We start from the raw sequence: 16,810 nt of genomic DNA, 5'->3' as shown, positions 1-16,810 counted from the left end.
CCCACGCCCGGGCCTTCGTCGTGGGTCAGCCCAGCAGGCCGCGCGCGGCGTCGTACAGGTCCAGCACCGCGCAGGCCACCGGCACCACCGCGACCACCAGCGCGGTGTCGGTCAGGTCGGCCACCCGACCGAGGTACGGCGAGACCGGCCGCCGGGCGTACGTCGTACCCGCCGCCACGGCGGTGAGCGCGACCAGCAGCCCGCCTGCCGCCAGCGCGAGCAGGCCGGCGTCACCGGCACCGGTGGCGAGCAGCACGCCGAGCACCGCGAACCCGGCCAGCCCGGCCAGCACCGGCGGCACCCGGTGGCGCACCGCCACGAAGAGCCGGGTACGCAGCAGCAGCACCGCGGCGCAGACCGCCACCAGCAGCCGCCCGGCCACACCCCCGGTCACCCCGAGCACGTACGCGGCGGCGACCGCCAGCACGGCGTGCCCGATCAGCATCCCGGTCAGCATCTCCTCGGTCCGGGCCACCGCCACGTGCACCCGGGCCCGGTCCGGCAGGTCCCGGACACCGTCGGGACCGCCCACCGGCCCGCTCGGCAGGGTGATCGGCGGCAGCGGCATCTTGCCCAGCCGGATGGCCAGCAGCGGCAGCGCGCCGACGGCGAAGACCAGCACGCAGACCAGCACCGCGGCGGTGCCGGCCGGGTCGAGCAGCAGCCCGCCCAGGGCGGCCGGCGCACCGGCCACGCCGACGGTCGCGCCGGCCACGAAGATCCGCAGCCGGGTGGCGACGCCGAGCAGGCCGAGCACCGCGACCAGCAGCAGCGCCACCGAGCCGGACAGCAGCTCCGCAGCGCCCAGCCAGGGCAGCGGGCGGAACACCCCGACCGGGTCACCCGAGGCGACCGCGAGGGCGCCGGCGGCGAAGGCGTACGGCAGCGCGTACCCGGCGAGGCTGGCACCGGTGGTGCCGTCCCCGTACGCCCGGGAGGCGACCGCGCCGGCGACGCAGAGCAGCAGCGCCACGGCGGCCGCGACGGACCAGCCGGCGCGGTGCTGCGGCCCGCCGGCCAGGACGGCGACCAGCCCGACGGCGAGCGGCACCCCCGCCCCGGCGAGCGTGGCGGCCCGGGTGGCCGCCGGCGACCAGGCGCTGCCCCGGCGGCGGGCGCCGTCGGCGATCGCCTCGACCACGTCGTCGTACTCCAGTTCCGGCCACTGGTCGTGGGCCGGTACGAGGTGCAGCACCTCGCCGTCGCGCACTCCCTGGGGCAGCAGCGCCTGCGCGGTGGCCAGGACCGCGCCGTCGGTACGCCGGAGCACCCAGCCGCCGTGCCGCTCGCCGTCGTCGGCCAGCCCGACGCCCGCGTGCCGCAGCACCTCGGGCAGCAGCTCGGCCAGCGGAACCTGCTCCGGCAGGGCCACGTCGACGCGCCGCCCGGGGGCGCTGATGGTGACCCTGGCCAGCCCGGTGGTCATCGACTGATCTCCATATCGATCGGGAGCGGTGGCTGACGGACGACAGGACTTTACCTACCATGAGCCAGGCTCGGGTTACCGAGCGCCACAGGGAGGCCCCGTGTCCACTGTCGTCATCAAGCGGCCGCCGCGCCGCCCCGCCCCGGAGATCCCGGTCGGTGAGCTGCCCGTCGAGGCGCCCCCGGAGATCCCGGCGGTGACCGGTGGCCGCTGGCAGCAGGCGCTGATGGTGCTGCCGATGCTGGGCGGCACGGTGGCGATGGCGATGATGTTCGGCCGGGGCGGCGGCGCCTACTCGTACGTGGTGGGCGGGCTGTTCGGGCTCTCCAGCCTGGCGATGCTGGTGACCTCCTGGGGCAGCGCCGCGGGCACCCCGAAGAAGTCCGAGATGATGGCGGCCCGCCGCGAGTACCTGCGGCACCTCACCGCGCTGCGTCGCCGGGTCCGGCAGACCGCCCGGCAGCAGCGGGCCGGCCTCTACTACCGGCATCCCGACCCCGGCCGGCTCTGGTCGACCGTGGACAGCCACCGGGTCTGGGAACGTCGTCCCGGCGACCCGGACTTCGCGGTGGTACGGGTCGCCGTCGGGCCGCAGACCCTGGCCACTCCCCTGGTGCCTCCGGTCACCCGGCCGTTGGAGGAGCTGGAGCCGATGACCGCCGGGTCGCTGCGGCGCTTCCTCGACGCGTACTCGGTGGTGCCGGACCTGCCGGTGGCGCTCTCGCTGCGCAGCTTCGCCCGGGTCCACGTCAAGGGTGAACCGGGCGTCGGCTCGCCGCACACCGGCTCCCCGGCCGCGCAGGCGCTGGCCCGGGCCATGCTCACCCAGCTCGCCGTCTTCCACGCCCCGGACGAACTGCTCATCGCCGTCTGCGCCGGGCCGGAGCGGCGTGCGCTCTGGGAGTGGGTGAAGTGGCTGCCGCACGCCCACCATCCCGGCCGCACCGACGCGCTCGGCCCGGTGCGCCTGGTCACCAGCTCCGCCGCCGAACTGGAACGGCTCCTCGACGACGTGCTGGCCAGCCGGTCCCGGTTCAGTCCGGCCGGCCCGGCCACCGACGGCCCGCACGTGGTGGTGCTCCTCGACGGCGGCGACCTGACCGGGGCCACCGATCTGACCGGCGACGGCGGCATCGACGCGGTCACCGTGATCGACCTGGACACCCCGCCGCCCCGCCTGCTCGACCGGTACGCCCTCCTGCTGGAGCTGCGCGGCGACCGGCTGCACTCCTGGTCCGCCGAGGGGCACGCGGAGGTGGGCACCGCCGACCGGCTGGAGCCGGCCGACGCCGAGGCGGTGGCCCGCCGGCTCGCCCCGCTGCGGCTCGCCACCGCCGTACGGGGTGGGGAGGCCGCGCCCGGAGCCGAACCGGGCCTGCCCGAGCTGCTCGGCATCGGTGACCCGGAGGGCTTCACCGCCGAGCAGGGCTGGGCGCCCCGCTCGCCCCGGGAACGCCTCCGGGTGCCGATCGGGGTGGGCGCCGACGGCGGTGCGATCGACCTGGACCTCAAGGAGTCGGCGCAGGACGGCATGGGCCCGCACGGGCTGCTGATCGGCGCGACCGGCTCCGGCAAGTCGGAGCTGCTGCGCACCCTCGTGCTGGGGCTGGCCGCCACGCACAGCTCGGAGCAGCTCAACTTCGTGCTGGTGGACTTCAAGGGCGGCGCGACCTTCGCCTCCTTCGACCGACTGCCGCACACCGCAGCCGTGATCACCAACCTGGCCGACGCGCTGCCGCTGGTGGACCGGATGGTGGACGCCATCAACGGCGAGCTGATGCGCCGCCAGGAACTGCTGCGCCGGGCCGGCAACTTCGCCAGCCTGCGCGACTACGAGCGGGCCCGGGCCGCCGGCACCCCGCTCGCTCCGCTGCCGTCACTGCTGCTGATCTGCGACGAGTTCTCCGAGCTGCTCTCCGCCAAGCCGGACTTCATCGACCTGTTCGTCCAGATCGGACGGCTGGGCCGGTCCCTCGGCGTGCACCTGCTGCTCGCCAGCCAGCGCCTGGAGGAGGGGCGGCTGCGCGGGCTGGACACCCACCTGTCGTACCGGATCGGGTTGCGGACCTTCTCGGCGCTGGAGTCGCGGACGGTGCTCGGCGTGCCCGACGCGCACGAGCTGCCCCGCTCCCCCGGGCACGGCTACCTGCGCGCCGGCACCGACCCGCTGGTCCGGTTCCGGGCCGCGTACGTCTCCGGGCCGGTACGCCGGCGCGATGGCGCGGCCGGTGGCGGCGCGGGCGGCACCCCGCGGCTGCTGACCTTCTCCACCCATCTGGTGCCGGTACCCGAGCCGGCCACCCCGGCGGCGCCGACCGCCGTCGAGGAGGAGGCCGAGAGCCTGCTCGACGTGCTGGTCGGCCGGCTGGCCGGGCAGGGCCCGCCGGCGCACCAGGTCTGGCTGCCGCCGCTGGACCGGGCCCCCACACTCGACGAACTGCTCGGCCCGGCGGGTGCCGACCCGCAGCGCGGCCTCACCGTCGCCAACCCGGAGCTGCACGGCGCGCTCCAGGTGCCGGTGGCGCTCGTGGACAAGCCCTTCGAGCAGCGCCGCGACCTGCTCTGGCTGGCGCTGGACGGCGCCGCCGGGCACGTCGCCGTGGTCGGTGCGCCGCAGAGCGGCAAGTCGCACGCGCTGCGGACCCTGATCTGCGCGCTGGCGCTGACCCACACCCCGGCCGAGGCGCAGGTCTACTGCCTGGACTTCGGCGGCGGCGGGCTGGCCGCGCTGCGCGACCTGCCGCACGTCGGCGGGGTGGCCGGACGCGCCGACCCCACGGTGGTCCGCCGGACGATCGGCGAGATCGCCACCCTGCTCGCCGAGCGGGAACGCCGCTTCGCCGAGCTGGGCGTGGAGTCCATGGCCGCGTGGCGGCAGCGCCGGTCCGCGCTGGCCGCGGCCGGCCAGCCCACCGTCGACCCGTTCGGCGACGTCTTCCTCGTCGTGGACGGCTGGGCCACCCTGCGCGGCGAGTACGACGACCTCGAACCCCTGATCACCGACCTGGCCACCCGGGGCCTGTCGTACGGGGTGCACGTGGTGGCGAGCGCGGTGCGCTGGATGGACTTCCGGCCGGCGATCCGGGACCTGTTCGGCTCCCGGTTGGAGCTGCGCCTCGGCGACCCGTCCGACTCGGTGGTGAAGCGGGTCGCGGCGGCGAGCGTGCCGGAGAAGACCCCCGGTCGGGGCGTCACCACCCAGGGCCTGCACTTCCTCACGGCGCTGCCGCAGCTCGCGGGGGCGGAGACGGCCGAGCTGGTGAAGGCGGTCGCCGCCGCCTGGTCCGGCCCGCCGGCCCCCCGGGTGCGCCTGCTCCCGCCGGTGCTGCCGTACGCCGAGCTGGACACCGGCGCGGCCACCGGCCTGGCCTTCCCCATCGGGGTGGCCGAGGCGGACCTGCGCCCGGTGGCGCTGGACTTCGCCACCGAGCCGCACTTCGTGGTCTTCGGCGACGCCGAGTGCGGCAAGTCGTCGTTCCTCCGCGCGCTGGCCACCTCGATCGTCGACCGGTTCGCCCCGGAGCAGGCCCGGATCATCGTGGTCGACTACCGGCGCAGCCTGCTCAGCCTCAAGGAACTGCCACACGTCATCGGGTACGGCAGCGCGGCGCCGTACACCGGCGAGCTGATCGAGTCGGTGGCCGGCTACATGCAGGCCCGGATACCCGGACCGGAGGTGACCCCGGCCCAGCTGCGGGAGCGGTCCTGGTGGTCCGGGCCGGAGCTGTTCGTGCTGGTCGACGACTACGACCTGGTGGCGAACGGCCCGGCGAACCCGCTGCGCGGGCTGGAGGAGTACCTGCCGCAGGCCCGCGACATCGGGCTGCACCTGGTGCTGGCCCGCCGTTCCGGCGGCGCAGCCCGGGCCCAGTACGAGCCGGTCGTCCAACGGCTGCGGGAGCTTTCCACCGCCGGGCTGGTGATGAGTGGCAGCCCGGACGAGGGGCAGTTGGTGGGCCCGGTGCGGCCGGGTCCGCTGCCCCCGGGACGGGGCCGGCTGGTGACCCGGCGCGAAGGCGTACGGCTGGTCCAGCTGGCCCACCTGCCACCGGTGTGAGTGGCCCGGCGCGGAACGTGCCGCGGCCGGCGGTGGAACCGGTAATCTCCCACCAGCATGTGTCCGTCGTGATGAATGGTTGAGGATGTGACCAGGGTTCGGCACGGCTCCCCGAGCACGCTGCACCGGTTCGCCGGCCGCGCGCTGCTCGGTGCGGCGGCGGCCGCGGCGACGGTCGTCGGCGTGCTTCCGCCCCCGGCGTCGGCCGCGTCCCCGCCGGTCGCCGCCGCCGCGCCGGGCGCCGGCGCGCCCCTGGCCGAGCCGGACTTCGTCCCGGTGGAGACCGCGACCCGGGCCGACCGGATCCGCGACGACCAGTGGCAGCTCGCCAAGCTGCGGGCCGCCACCGCCTGGCAGTCCTCCACCGGGCGGGGTGTCACCGTCGCGGTGATCGACTCCGGGGTGGACCCGACCCACCCGGACCTGGCCGGCCAGGTGTTGACCGGCCTCGACCTGGTCTCCCCCGGCGGGGCGGCCGAGCCGGACCCGGTGGGGCACGGCACCACGGTGGCCAGCCTGATCGCCGGGCGCGACGACGACCAGAAGGGCGTGGTCGGCCTCGCACCGGACGCCCGCATCCTGCCGGTCCGGGTGCTCGACGACGAGAACCGCTACGACGACGCGATGATCGTGGCCAAGGGGGTGCGCTGGGCCGTCGACAACGGCGCACGGGTGATCAACCTGTCCCTCGGCGGCAGCGGGGACAGCCCGGCGCTGGCCGCCGCGCTGGACTACGCCTTCGCCCGGGACGTGGTGGTGGTCGCCTGCACCGGCAACGTCGCCACCTCGACCAGCCCCAAGGTCTGGTACCCGGCCCGAGAGCCCGGGGTGATCGCCGTGGCCGGTCTGGAGGGCTCCAGCGAGAACCTCTGGTCCGGCTCGATCACCGGGCACGCCACCACCCTCACCGCGCCGGCCACCCGGCTCGTCGGCGCCCGCCCCCCGAACAGCTACTGGGGGGTCCAGGGCACCAGCTTCGCCGCCCCGCTGGTCGCGGCCACCGCCGCGCTGGTCCGCGCCCGGTACCCGGAGATGTCCGCCGGGGACGTGGTGAACCGGTTGCTGGCCACCGCGAAGGACATCGGCCCGGTCGGCCGCGACGACCGCTTCGGGTACGGCCTGGTCGACCCGGTCGCGGCACTGACCGTGGACGTGCCGCTGGTGCACCGCAACCCGCTCGACGACAACGACTCCCCCGGCGTGGTCGGGTTCGGCCCGGCACCCGGCTCCGTGGACGACGCGCGGGCCGGCGGCACCGGCAGTGACCCGCTCGGCTTCACCGAGCCCCGCCGGCAGACCCGCTGGGAGGCCCAGCCGGCCGGTGTCGCGGACGACACCGCGCCCCGCCGGTTCTGGCCCGGGGTGGCCATCCTGGTCGCCCTGGTCACCGGGGCTGCGCTGACCGTTCGCCGGTTCCGACAGTACGGTCGCTGACCCGGCCTGAACCGGGGCCGCACCGGGTAGTGGGCTTCCCATGGACTCCCGTGCCCCGGTTCGACCACCGGCCCGCTCCTGGCGGGACCGCCGCCTCGACCGGGACGGTACGCGGGGCCTGCGGTTGACCCTGTCCGCGCTGGCGGCGTTCCTGGTGGTGATGCCGTTCGCGCTGCTCGCCGTGCTGGTGGCCGGGGCCTGGCCGCCGCTGCACGACCTGGACGCGGCGGTCACCGACACCATGTACCGGTACGCGGTGGAGCACCCGACGTGGACCCGGACGATGAACGTCTGGACCGACGCCTTCGGTCCCGGGCCGCTGCGGATCGCCGCGCTGGCCCTGGTGGTCCGGCTGTGGGCGCGGGACGCCCGACGGCTGGCGCTCTGGGTGGTCACCACGATGGCAGTCGGCGGTCTGCTCGGTGCGCTGCTGAAACTGCTCGTCGGGCGGGACCGGCCGGACCCGCCCGACCCGGTGGCCGAGGCGGTGGGTTACGCGTTCCCGTCCGGGCACACGCTGAACGCCACCCTGGCGGCCGGGGTGCTGCTGGTGGTGTCCCTGCCGTACAGCCGGGGCCGGCCGGGGGCCCGGACGGCACTCTGGGCGGCCGCACTCGTCGTCGCCGGGTTGACCGGGCTCAGCCGGGTCGCACTCGGCGTGCACTGGACGAGCGACGTGTTCGCCGGCTGGCTGCTCGGGGTGGCGGTGGTGGCGGCCACCTCCGCCGCGTTCGTCGTCTGGCGGGCGCCCGGGGTCGCCGCGTCGGGCGGGGACGGGGCCGCCGCCCGCGCGGGTCGCTGACCCCGGCCGCGTCCACCGGGCCACCAGGTCGGGGTCAGGTGCAGTCGCCGGTGCCCACCCCACGGGTACGCTCCGCGCCGGCCAGCGCCACCGGCCGCGCCTCGGCGGCGGTCACCGCGAAACCGGTGTTCGGGTCGTCCGCGGCGGCCGCGAAGATCACGCCCAGCACCAGGCCGTTCGAGGAGACCAGCGGGCCGCCGGAGTTACCGCTGCGGACCAGCGCCCGGATCGTGTAGATCTCCCGGGTGACGTCCCCGGAGGAGTAGATGTCCGGCCCGGTGATCCGGTCGACGTCCCGGACCCGGGCCGGCCGGGCGTCGTACGGGCCGTCGAGCGGGAAGCCGAGCACGATCGCGTCGGCGCCGGTGCCGGCCTGGCCGGCGGCGAAGCGCAGCGACGGGCCGGGCAGCCCCGGCACGTGCAGCACGGCCAGGTCGCGGTCCGGGTCGTAGACGACCACCTCGCCGTCGTACCGCTCGCCACGCAGCTCGACGGCGACGGAGCGGGTACCGGCGACCACATGCGCGTTGGTCATCACCCGGTCGTCGGCGTACACGAAACCGGAGCCCTCGATACGGCGCGAGCAGCTCGGTGCGGACCCGAGCACCTTGACCACCGAGCGCTGGCTGTTCGCCACCACCTGCGAGCCGGCGAGTGCCGGGTCGGGCGGGGAGACCTGCCGCGCGTTGGTCCGGCCCAGCCCGTTGAAGACCTCCGGGAAGCCGTTGGTGTCCACCGTGTCGCGCAGCGCGGTGGAGAGCTCCTGCGCCCGGTCCGGCAGGACCCGGTCCACCACGGTCAGCAACGCGCTGTTCTTGACCGAGGCAGCCAGCCAGGGCAGTGACGAGGAGCCGAGCGGGACGGCGACCAGCCAGGCCACCAGCATCACCGCGAAGAGTGACACGAACGCGCCGCCGATGTCGTCCGCCTTCTTGGCCACGTCGTTGGTGATCGTCCTGCGCAGGTGCGAGCCGAGCCAGCCGGCCAGCGCCTGCCCGAGCACCGCCAGCCCGAAGACCGCGACCAGGGAGACCAGGACCCGGGTGCCGCTGTCGACGAACTGCCGGGCGAACAGCGGCCCCACCTGGAGCCCGAGCAGCGCGCCCAGGAAGAACCCGGAGAGCGACAGCGCCCCGATGGCGAAGCCCTGACGGTATCCGCTGATCGCGAACACGAGCATGAGCAGGAGCAGAACGAGATCCACGACGGACACGGGTCAAGGGTACGGGCACCCGGCCCACCGGGGGCGCTCCGCATGCGGAACGTGACGGTCAGGTCAGCGGACCGGCCATCTCGTCGACCTCGTCGGTGCCCGCCGAGGGTGCCGGGGCGGCTCCGGTGGGTGGCAGGTCCAGCACCCGGTCACGCGGCCACGGCCGGGCCCAGCCCCCCATCTCCAACAGGGTGGCGAGCACCCCGGCGGTGAACCCCCAGACCAGCATGCCCCGGACGGAGAAGGCCGGGCCGATCCAGCCGCTGGGGTGGCGTACCCGCATCCGGTTCTCCGGGTCGATCAGTTCCGCGACCGGCAGCCGGGCGACGTGCGCGACCTCGGCCGGCTCCCGCGGGTGCACCGGGTGCGGTGTGTGCCACCAGGCCAGCACCGGGGTCACCACGAAGTCGCTGACCGGGATCCAGAGTCTGGGCAGTTCGGCGAGGACGGTGACGCTGGACGGGTCGAGGCCGACCTCCTCGTTCGCCTCCCGCAGCGCGGTGGCCGACGCGTCGGCGTCCTCCGGGTCGGCCGCGCCGCCGGGGAAGGCCGGCTGGCCGGCGTGGTTGCGCAGCGTGAAGGCACGCTGGAGGACCAGCACGTCCGGCCCGAGGCCCGGCTCCTCACCGAGCAGCACCAGCACCGCGCTCTCCCGGCCACCCTGCTCGGGGGTGGTGAGCCGGGTGAAGTCCTCGACGCGGGCGGTGCCGAGCCGGCCGATCAGCGGTTCGATCCAGGCCGGCGGGCGGGCCGTCGCGCCTGCGCCCGGGCCGCCGCCGATGTCGTCGCGCACGCTCACGCCGGCACCGCCAGGCCGAGGTGCCGCTGCACCAGCGCGGCGAGGCGGGCGTCGTCGAGGGCGCCGCTGGCGTCGACGTGGACCACCCGGCCCTCGGCGTCGACCAGCAGGGTGAGCGGGAGGGCGTTGCGTTGCAGTTCCCGTTGCAGCGCCTCCCCCTGGTCGAACAGGACGGGGAAGCGGATGCCGAAGTCCTCGCCGATCGACTGGGCGGCGGTGCGGCTGTCCCGGCTGTTGACGCCGAGCACCTGGAGCCGGCCCGCCGCCCGCTCGCTGAGGCGCTGGAAGGCGGGAAGCTCCTTGCGGCACGGCGGGCACCAGGAGGCCCAGACGTTCACCACGGCGGGGCCGCGCACGTCCCGCAGGGCCACCGGCGCACCGCCGGTGAAGCAGTTGAGGGTCAGCTCGGGCAGGAGCGCCTTACCGGCGGCAGCGCCGCCGGGCGTACCCGGGGCGGAGCCGGAGTCACCCGGGGCGGAGCCGGACGGGGACGGGCCCGGCGCGCGGGTCAGCGCGGCACAGTCGGCGAACGGCGACGGCCGCTCCGCCCGCCCGGTCGAGGTCGTCTGCCGCTCCGGCTCGGCGGCGGTGCAGCCGGCCACGGCCAGCAGCACCGGGACGAGCAGCGCGGCGAGTCGCCGGTTCACGGTGCCTCCGCGACGACGGCCTGCTGCGGCACCAACTCCGGGTCGACCCCGGCCGCGGCCGCCAGGTCCCGGGCGCGGGGGCCCTTGAGCAGCTTCGCGGCGGCGGCCGGCTCGACCGGCCCGGTGCCGTACGACGGGCAGAGCTTCGCCAGGGTGCAGGCGCCGCAGGCCGGCTTGCGGGCGTGGCAGACGCGCCGGCCGTGGAAGATGATCCGGTGCGAGAGCATGGTCCACTCCCGCTTCGGGAAGAGCGCCCCGATCTCGTGCTCGATCTGCACCGGGTCGGTCTGGGCGGTGAGCCGCCAGCGCTGCACCAGCCGCTGGAAGTGGGTGTCGACGGTGATCCCGGGGACGTCGAAGGCGTTGCCGAGGATGACGTTGGCGGTCTTGCGCCCGATCCCGGGCAGGGTCACCAGGTCGGCCAGCCTGCCGGGGACCCGGCCGTCGTACCGCTCGACCAGGGCCTGACCGAGCTTGATCAGGGAGTCGGTCTTGTTGCGGTAGAAGCCGGTGGGCCGGATCAGCTCCTCCAGCTCCGCCCGGTCGGCCCCGGCGTAGTCGGCGGCGCTGCGGTAGCGGGCGAAGAGCTTGGGGGTGACCTCGTTGACCTTCTTGTCGGTGCACTGCGCCGAGAGGATCGTGGCGACGGCCAGCTCCAGGGCGTTGGAGTGGTCGAGTTCACAGTGCGCGTCGGGGTGCGCCTCGGTCAGCGCCCGGCCGAGCCGCCGGGCGCGCCGGGTGCGGCCGAGGTCGGTCTCGGCCCGTACGGGGGAGCTGGTGGTCACGCCGGCCAGCCTACGTCGCCGGGACGACCACCCGCCGGGCCCACGCCCGCCGGGTCAGGCTCAGCGGTGCGGACGCGCCGACCGGTCAGTCGGCCTGCGGGGCGCTGATCTTCCCGTCCGCGTCGAAGCGAGCGCCGGTGCGCGGGAAGTCGCTGCGGCTGAGCTGCTTGATCAGGCCGAGGCCCTGGTCGGCCGGGTCCATGGTCGGCTTGCCGACCGAGTTCATCCGGGTGGAGGTGAACGAGCCGCCGGCGAAGCTGCCGTCCGGCTTGAGCGACACCTTGAGCACGCCGCCCCAGCCCAGCCGCCCGCTGGGGTTCAGCGACCGGCCGCCACCGGCGAAGTTGCCGAGGCTGTACGCGATCAGCCGGCCCTGGTGGAACTCCATCCCGCGCAGCACGTGCGGGCCGTGCCCGACGACCAGGTCCGCGCCGGCCTCGATCACGGCGTGGGAGAACTTCACCGGGTCGCCCCGGTTCTCGCCGTAGAACATCTCGGTGCCGGGCTTCACCCGGGTCTTGTCGGAGCCCTCGGCGCCCATGTGCACCTGGACCACGACGATGTCGGCCATGGTGGCGGCCTTCTCCACGACCGCCGTCGCGGCGTCGATGTCGGTCAGGCTGTTCGACCACGGGTACGACGAGAAACCGGCCACCGCCACCTTGACGCCCTTGACCTCGACCACGGTGATCTGGTCCGGCGCGCCGGTGTGCTTCAGCCCCTGCGCCTCCAGCGCCTTCTGGGTGTTCTTGTAGCCCTGGGGCCCGTAGTCGTACCCGTGGTTGTTGGCCTGGTTGAGCAGCTCGAAGCCGGCGTCCTTGAGGTGCGCGGCGTAGCTGGACGGGGCCCGGAACTGGTAGCAGGCGGTCGAGTTCGCGCCGCACTTGCCGGTGCCGGTGTCCTCGGTCAGCGGCTCCTCCAGGTTGCCCATCACCAGGTCGGCGTCGAGCGCGTCGGAGATCTCGTCGAAGAAGCCCTTGCCGCCGTTCGCCGGGAGCCGGGAGGGGGCGTTGCCCATGATGATGTCGCCGGTCGCGGAGAGCGAGATCGCCTCGCCCGTCGTCCCGTCCCGGGCCGTGCTCCCGTCCGACGGGACGGGCGACGCGCTCGTGCCTCCGCCGCCGCCCGGCTGCCAGACCACTGCCTCCTCGTCGGACCCGGTGCAGCCGGTCGCGAGCAGCACGGTGAGGAGCGTGCCGGCGGCGAACGCGGCACGACGACGGACCCGGGAAGGCGCGGAAGCGGACATCGCTGGCGACCCTACCCGCCGGTCACCAGCTCGACGACGGCCGATCGGACGGAATGTCACTCGGCCGCCCGCCGGTCGGACCACGGCACGCAGGGCACGGATCCGCCGTCGGAGACGGCGGCGTGCACCGCCCGGGCCAGCGGGGCGCCCCAGGTGGACCGCGGCCCGCCGTAGGGCTCCGCCGGCCCGTCGGCCGGGCAGAGCACGGTCACCGAGTCGGTGGGCGTACCGGTGCCGGCCAGGCCCAGCTCGCGGATCGCCTGCGTCTTCGCCTCGGTCGCGGTGGCGACGGCGTTGACCAGGGCGGCGTCGCCGAGCGCCGCCGGGACGTACACCACGATGTTGACCGTGCCCACCCGCTGTGCCGGCGCCGCCGGGGCCGGCGCGGCGGCCTGGACGGGCGTGCCCAGCCCGACGGTCGCCCAGGCCCGGACGCCGGTGTCGACCCGGTGCACCACCTCCGCGACGTCCACCCCGGTGAGCAGGCCGACCCCGGGCCCGTCCAGGCCGAGCCGGTCGGCGAGGGCGGCCAGGTGCTCCGCCGGATCGTCCCGGTGGTACGACATCGGCACGGTCGCGTTCACGATCCAGTTCCGTACGCCGATCCCGCCGCCGAGCGGGCCGGAGCTGACCGCCCGCAGCGGAGCTGCGGCACGCCACACCAGCAGCGGGACGTCCCACCCGTCCTCGGGTCGGGTGGTCAGTTCGGGCTCGCTCAGCACGTCGGTCACCCTACGGCCTGCCGTGGCGACCAGCGGTGAGCACCCGGGGGTCGGACGCGCGATCATAGCCCCTCATCAGGGCGGAAAGGTTACGCCCAACGATCAAGTTTCCAGGGGTGCAGCTCTGATTCGTGCTGACGTGCACTTAGACTTGGCGACGCGCGAGGGATAAGCGGACGGCGGACCCGGCCGACGGACGGCGACGCGCAACCGGAGGTGCGCGATGGACGAGGTACTGGCCCGCAGCGGGATCTTCCAGGGTGTCGACCCGGAGGCTGCCGAGGCACTCGCCAAGGAGATGGAGACGATCGACGTCCGCAAGGGCGAGGTCGTGTTCAACGAGGGCGAGCCCGGCGACAGTCTCTACATCCTCCTGTCGGGCAAGATCAAGGTCGGGCGTCGGGCGGCCGACGGCCGGCAGAACCTGATCGCCGTGATGGGCCCGTCGGACATGGTCGGCGAGCTGTCGCTCTTCGACCCCGGCCCGCGTACGGCGACGGCCACCGCGGTGACCGACACCCGACTGGTGCGGCTGCGCAAGCAGGCGCTGCGGCCCTGGCTGAACAACCGGCCCGAGATCGCCGAGCAGCTGCTGCGGGTGCTGGCCCGCCGGCTCCGCCGGACCAACGACTCGCTGGCCGACCTGATCTTCACGGACGTGCCGGGCCGGGTCGCCAAGAACCTGCTCCAGATGGCCGGCCGCTTCGGCACCCGCGACGGCGGCGTCCTGCGGGTGACCCACGACCTGACCCAGGAGGAGATCGCCCAGCTCGTCGGCGCCTCCCGAGAGACGGTCAACAAGGCGCTGGCCGACTTCGCCTCGCGGGGCTGGCTGCGGCTGGACGGCAAGAGCATCATCATCCTCGACCCGGAGCGCCTGGCCCGCCGAGCGCGGGTCTGACGCCCGTCCGGCCGGATCACCCCGGCCACCGGTTCCTCCCGGCCCACATCGCCGCCCGGCCCGGACCGCCCCGCGGTCCGGGCCGGGCGCGTTCTCCGGCCACCGCGCCGCCACGCCCGGCCCGTTCACCCCCGCACGGCGTCGGTCTGCCCGGCGCAGAATCGCTGGACGCCCGGGTACGTCACGCCCACGCTGTGGTGATGGTCGAACGTGTCGCCGTACTCTCCGACGTCCACGGGGCCCTGCCCGCACTGGAGGCCGTCCTGGCCGAGCCGGACGCGGCCGGCGCGCAGCCGGTCGAGGTGCTGGACCTGCTCGTCGCGCTCGGTGACCGGGTCCGCTGGGTACGCGGCAACGCCGACCGGGAGCTGGTCGAGGTGCGCGCCGGCCGGCCCTCGCCGATCGCGGTGTCGAACTGGGCGGCCACCCAACTCCGTGACGACCAGCTGGCGCTCCTCGCCGCGCTGCCGCTCACTCTCACCCTGCCGGTCGCCGGCCTCGGCGACGTGCTCTTCTGCCACGCCACCCCGCGCGACGACGAGGAGGTCGTGCTGGTCGACTCGCGGCCGGAACGCTGGTCGGAGGTGTTCGCCGGGCTGCCGGTCGAGGTCCGCACCGTGGTCTGCGGGCACACGCACATGCCGTTCACCCGACTGGTGGACCGTCGCCTGGTGGTCAACCCGGGCAGCGTCGGCATGCCGTACGGCGGGCCGGGGGCGTACTGGGCGCTGCTCGGGCCGGGGGTGCAGCTGCGGCGCACCGGTTTCGACGTGGACGCGGCGTGCGCCCGGGTGGCCGCCGAGTCGGACTTCCCGGCGGCCGACGACTGGGCCGACGAGTACCTGCGCTCCCGGCACAGCGACCTGGACGCGTTGGCCGCCTTCGGCCCCCGCGACGGCCGCTGAACCGTCGACGCCCTCCGACCCGGCGCGGCCGGTGAGCGGCCGGTGAGCCGGCATGGGTTGGGGAACGCTACAGACTTGATGGCATGGATGGATCACGGTGGGCGATCCATCGGTGCCATCAAGTCTGTAGTAACCGCAGCCCCATCCCGCTCCTTCCGCCGGACCGCGCTGGCCGGCCGCCCCGGACACCCCGGCGGGCACGGTGGACGCAACCGTCCAGGCCCTCGCCCGCACGGCCCCGGCTTCGCCCCGTCCCACCGCGACCCGGCGGCCGACCCCACCTCAGAAAAAGTCAGTCTTGACTGTTTGTTTCAAGGGGAGCAGGCTGTCCCCGTGTCCGCCGCATCGACCCGCGTCCCTCAGCAGGAGCGCAGCCGCGCCACCCAGGCCCGACTGCTGGAGGCGACCGTCGACTGCCTGGTCGAACACGGCTGGTCCGGCACCACCACCACCGTCGTCGCGGCCCGGGCCGGCGTCTCACGCGGCGCGCAGCTGCACCACTACCCGACCAAGGCGGCCCTGGTCACCGCCGCCGTGGCCCATCTCGCGGACCGGCGCGCGGCGGAGCTGCGCAGCGAGGCGGAGGCCCTGCCCGCCGGCCCCCAGCGGCTCGACCGGGTGATCGACCTGCTCGGCGTCGCCTTCACCGGGCCGCTCTTCGTCGCCGCCCTCGAGCTGTGGGTGGCCGCCCGCACCGACGCCGAGCTCCGCGACGCCCTGGTGCCGCTGGAGGCCCGGGTCGGTCGGGAGATGCACCGGCTCACCGTCGCGCTGCTCGGGGTCGACGAGCGTCGCCCCGGCGTACGGGAGGCCGTACAGGCCACCCTCGACCTGCTCCGCGGGCTGGGCGTGGCCAACCTGCTCAACGACGACACGGCCCGCCGCACCGCCCTGCTGCACACCTGGAAGCGCCAGCTCGCCGCCCTGCTCACCCCCGACGCGGGCCCGCCCGACCGCCGCCCACCGGCGGCGGAGGCCCCACCCGGAGAGCCCGCGTACGACAGGCACTGACCCACCCGCCCTGACCGGCACCACTTTGCCCGGAGGCACCATGGTCGACCTGACAGCACTGCTCGCGGATCTGGCCGCCGAGTCCGAGCAGCTCGACGCGCTCGTCGCGGCACTGCCACCAGCGGCGTGGGACCGGCCCACACCGGCTCCCGGGTGGACGGTGGCCCACCAGATCGCCCACCTGGCCTGGACCGACCACATGGCCCGGTTGGCCGCCACCGACGTCGACGCCTTCTACGCCTCGATCACCTCGACGCCGGACCCGAGCCGGCTGGTCGACGACGGAGCGGAGCAGTTCCTGGCCCCACCCGGCGACCTGCTCGCCCGGTGGCGGGCCGGTCGCGCCGCACTCGCCGGGACCCTCACCGCCGTGCCGGTGGGCCACAAGCTGCCCTGGTACGGGACCAGCATGTCGGCCGCCTCGATGGCCACCGCCCGGATCATGGAGACCTGGGCGCACGGCGAGGACGTCGCCGACGCGCTCGGCGTCACCCGCACCCCGACCGGCCGGCTGCGGCACGTCGCGTACCTCGGTTTCCGTACCCTCGGGCACAGCTTCGCCGCCCACGGACGTGCGGTGCCGACGGCGCCGGTCCGGGTCGAGCTGACCGCGCCCCACGGCGACACCTGGGCTCTGGGGCCGGCGGACGCGGCGGACCGGGTCACCGGACCGGCACTCGACTTCTGCCTACTGGTCACCCAACGCCGGCACCGCGCCGACCTGGCCCTCGTCGCCACCGGCCCGATGGCCGACGCCTGGCTGGACGTGGCGCAGGCGTTCGCCGGGCCGCCCGGCGCGGGGCGGACGCCCGGCTCCGTCCCCGAGGCGGGGGTGCCGGTGTGACCGGGGTGCTGCGGG

The 16,810-nt window shown here is 75.2% G+C and carries 14 protein-coding genes; 7 read left to right on the top strand and 7 right to left on the bottom strand.

Annotation, left to right across the window (positions count from 1 at the left end; genetic code table 11):
- Positions 1-25: 25 nt before the first annotated feature.
- On the bottom strand, positions 26-1,426 hold the full coding sequence (gene eccD / locus GA0070560_RS15775; protein WP_091297423.1) for a type VII secretion integral membrane protein EccD: 1,401 nt from the start codon (positions 1,424-1,426) through the stop codon (positions 26-28).
- Between the two features lie 100 nt (positions 1,427-1,526).
- On the opposite strand from eccD, the gene eccCa reads away from it, so the two are divergent.
- From eccCa to GA0070560_RS15760, 3 genes are all read left to right on the top strand, one after another.
- Positions 1,527-5,483 carry a type VII secretion protein EccCa gene (eccCa, locus tag GA0070560_RS15770; protein ID WP_091297419.1) on the top strand — a complete coding sequence of 1,319 codons (3,957 nt, stop codon included), beginning with the start codon at positions 1,527-1,529 and terminating at the stop codon, positions 5,481-5,483.
- Positions 5,484-5,558: 75 nt separating this feature from the next.
- Positions 5,559-6,917 (top strand): type VII secretion-associated serine protease mycosin, encoded by a 1,359-nt coding sequence (mycP, locus tag GA0070560_RS15765; RefSeq protein WP_091297415.1) that lies wholly within the window; start codon positions 5,559-5,561, stop codon positions 6,915-6,917.
- Between the two features lie 40 nt (positions 6,918-6,957).
- Complete coding sequence (locus tag GA0070560_RS15760; protein WP_091297412.1) at positions 6,958-7,719, top strand: phosphatase PAP2 family protein; 762 nt, start codon at positions 6,958-6,960, stop codon at positions 7,717-7,719.
- A 34-nt stretch (positions 7,720-7,753) separates the two neighbouring features.
- On the opposite strand, the gene GA0070560_RS15755 is transcribed toward GA0070560_RS15760, so the two are convergent.
- The 6 genes from GA0070560_RS15755 to GA0070560_RS15730 all read right to left on the bottom strand — a co-directional run bounded on the left by GA0070560_RS15755 (position 7,754) and on the right by GA0070560_RS15730 (position 13,134).
- Positions 7,754-8,932, bottom strand: a complete 1,179-nt coding sequence (locus GA0070560_RS15755; protein ID WP_091297408.1) for a MarP family serine protease — start codon at positions 8,930-8,932, stop codon at positions 7,754-7,756.
- Positions 8,933-8,990: 58 nt separating this feature from the next.
- The gene (locus GA0070560_RS15750) at positions 8,991-9,713 is read right to left on the bottom strand and encodes an NUDIX hydrolase (protein WP_091297705.1); all 723 of its coding nucleotides are present in this window, start codon (positions 9,711-9,713) and stop codon (positions 8,991-8,993) included.
- A 14-nt stretch (positions 9,714-9,727) separates the two neighbouring features.
- On the bottom strand, positions 9,728-10,378 hold the full coding sequence (locus GA0070560_RS15745) for a TlpA family protein disulfide reductase (RefSeq protein WP_091297403.1): 651 nt from the start codon (positions 10,376-10,378) through the stop codon (positions 9,728-9,730).
- Positions 10,375-11,163, bottom strand: a complete 789-nt coding sequence (gene nth / locus GA0070560_RS15740; protein WP_091297398.1) for an endonuclease III — start codon at positions 11,161-11,163, stop codon at positions 10,375-10,377. The genes GA0070560_RS15745 and nth overlap by 4 nt, the downstream gene beginning before the upstream one ends.
- A gap of 85 nt (positions 11,164-11,248) precedes the next feature.
- Positions 11,249-12,412 (bottom strand): CapA family protein, encoded by a 1,164-nt coding sequence (locus tag GA0070560_RS15735; protein ID WP_091297395.1) that lies wholly within the window; start codon positions 12,410-12,412, stop codon positions 11,249-11,251.
- 56 nt (positions 12,413-12,468) lie between these two features.
- Positions 12,469-13,134 carry an adenosylcobinamide amidohydrolase gene (locus GA0070560_RS15730; RefSeq protein ID WP_091297701.1) on the bottom strand — a complete coding sequence of 222 codons (666 nt, stop codon included), beginning with the start codon at positions 13,132-13,134 and terminating at the stop codon, positions 12,469-12,471.
- A gap of 223 nt (positions 13,135-13,357) precedes the next feature.
- On the opposite strand from GA0070560_RS15730, the gene GA0070560_RS15725 reads away from it, so the two are divergent.
- The 4 genes from GA0070560_RS15725 (at position 13,358) to GA0070560_RS15710 (ending at position 16,795) form a co-directional block, all read left to right on the top strand.
- A complete protein-coding gene (locus GA0070560_RS15725) occupies positions 13,358-14,035 on the top strand; it encodes a Crp/Fnr family transcriptional regulator (RefSeq protein WP_088976469.1) in 678 nt (225 codons plus the stop codon).
- 200 nt (positions 14,036-14,235) lie between these two features.
- Entirely contained in the window at positions 14,236-14,940 is a 705-nt protein-coding gene (locus GA0070560_RS15720) for a metallophosphoesterase family protein (RefSeq protein WP_091297698.1), read from the top strand.
- A 333-nt stretch (positions 14,941-15,273) separates the two neighbouring features.
- Positions 15,274-15,951 (top strand): TetR/AcrR family transcriptional regulator, encoded by a 678-nt coding sequence (locus GA0070560_RS15715; protein WP_091297392.1) that lies wholly within the window; start codon positions 15,274-15,276, stop codon positions 15,949-15,951.
- 40 nt (positions 15,952-15,991) lie between these two features.
- Entirely contained in the window at positions 15,992-16,795 is an 804-nt protein-coding gene (locus GA0070560_RS15710; RefSeq protein ID WP_091297390.1) for a TIGR03084 family metal-binding protein, read from the top strand.
- Positions 16,796-16,810 lie beyond the last annotated feature (15 nt).

It is taken from the genome of Micromonospora halophytica (assembly GCF_900090245.1).
Classification (GTDB): domain Bacteria; phylum Actinomycetota; class Actinomycetes; order Mycobacteriales; family Micromonosporaceae; genus Micromonospora; species Micromonospora halophytica.
Note: the sequence above shows the minus strand (reverse complement) of the source record. Positions and strands in the feature narration are given on the sequence as shown.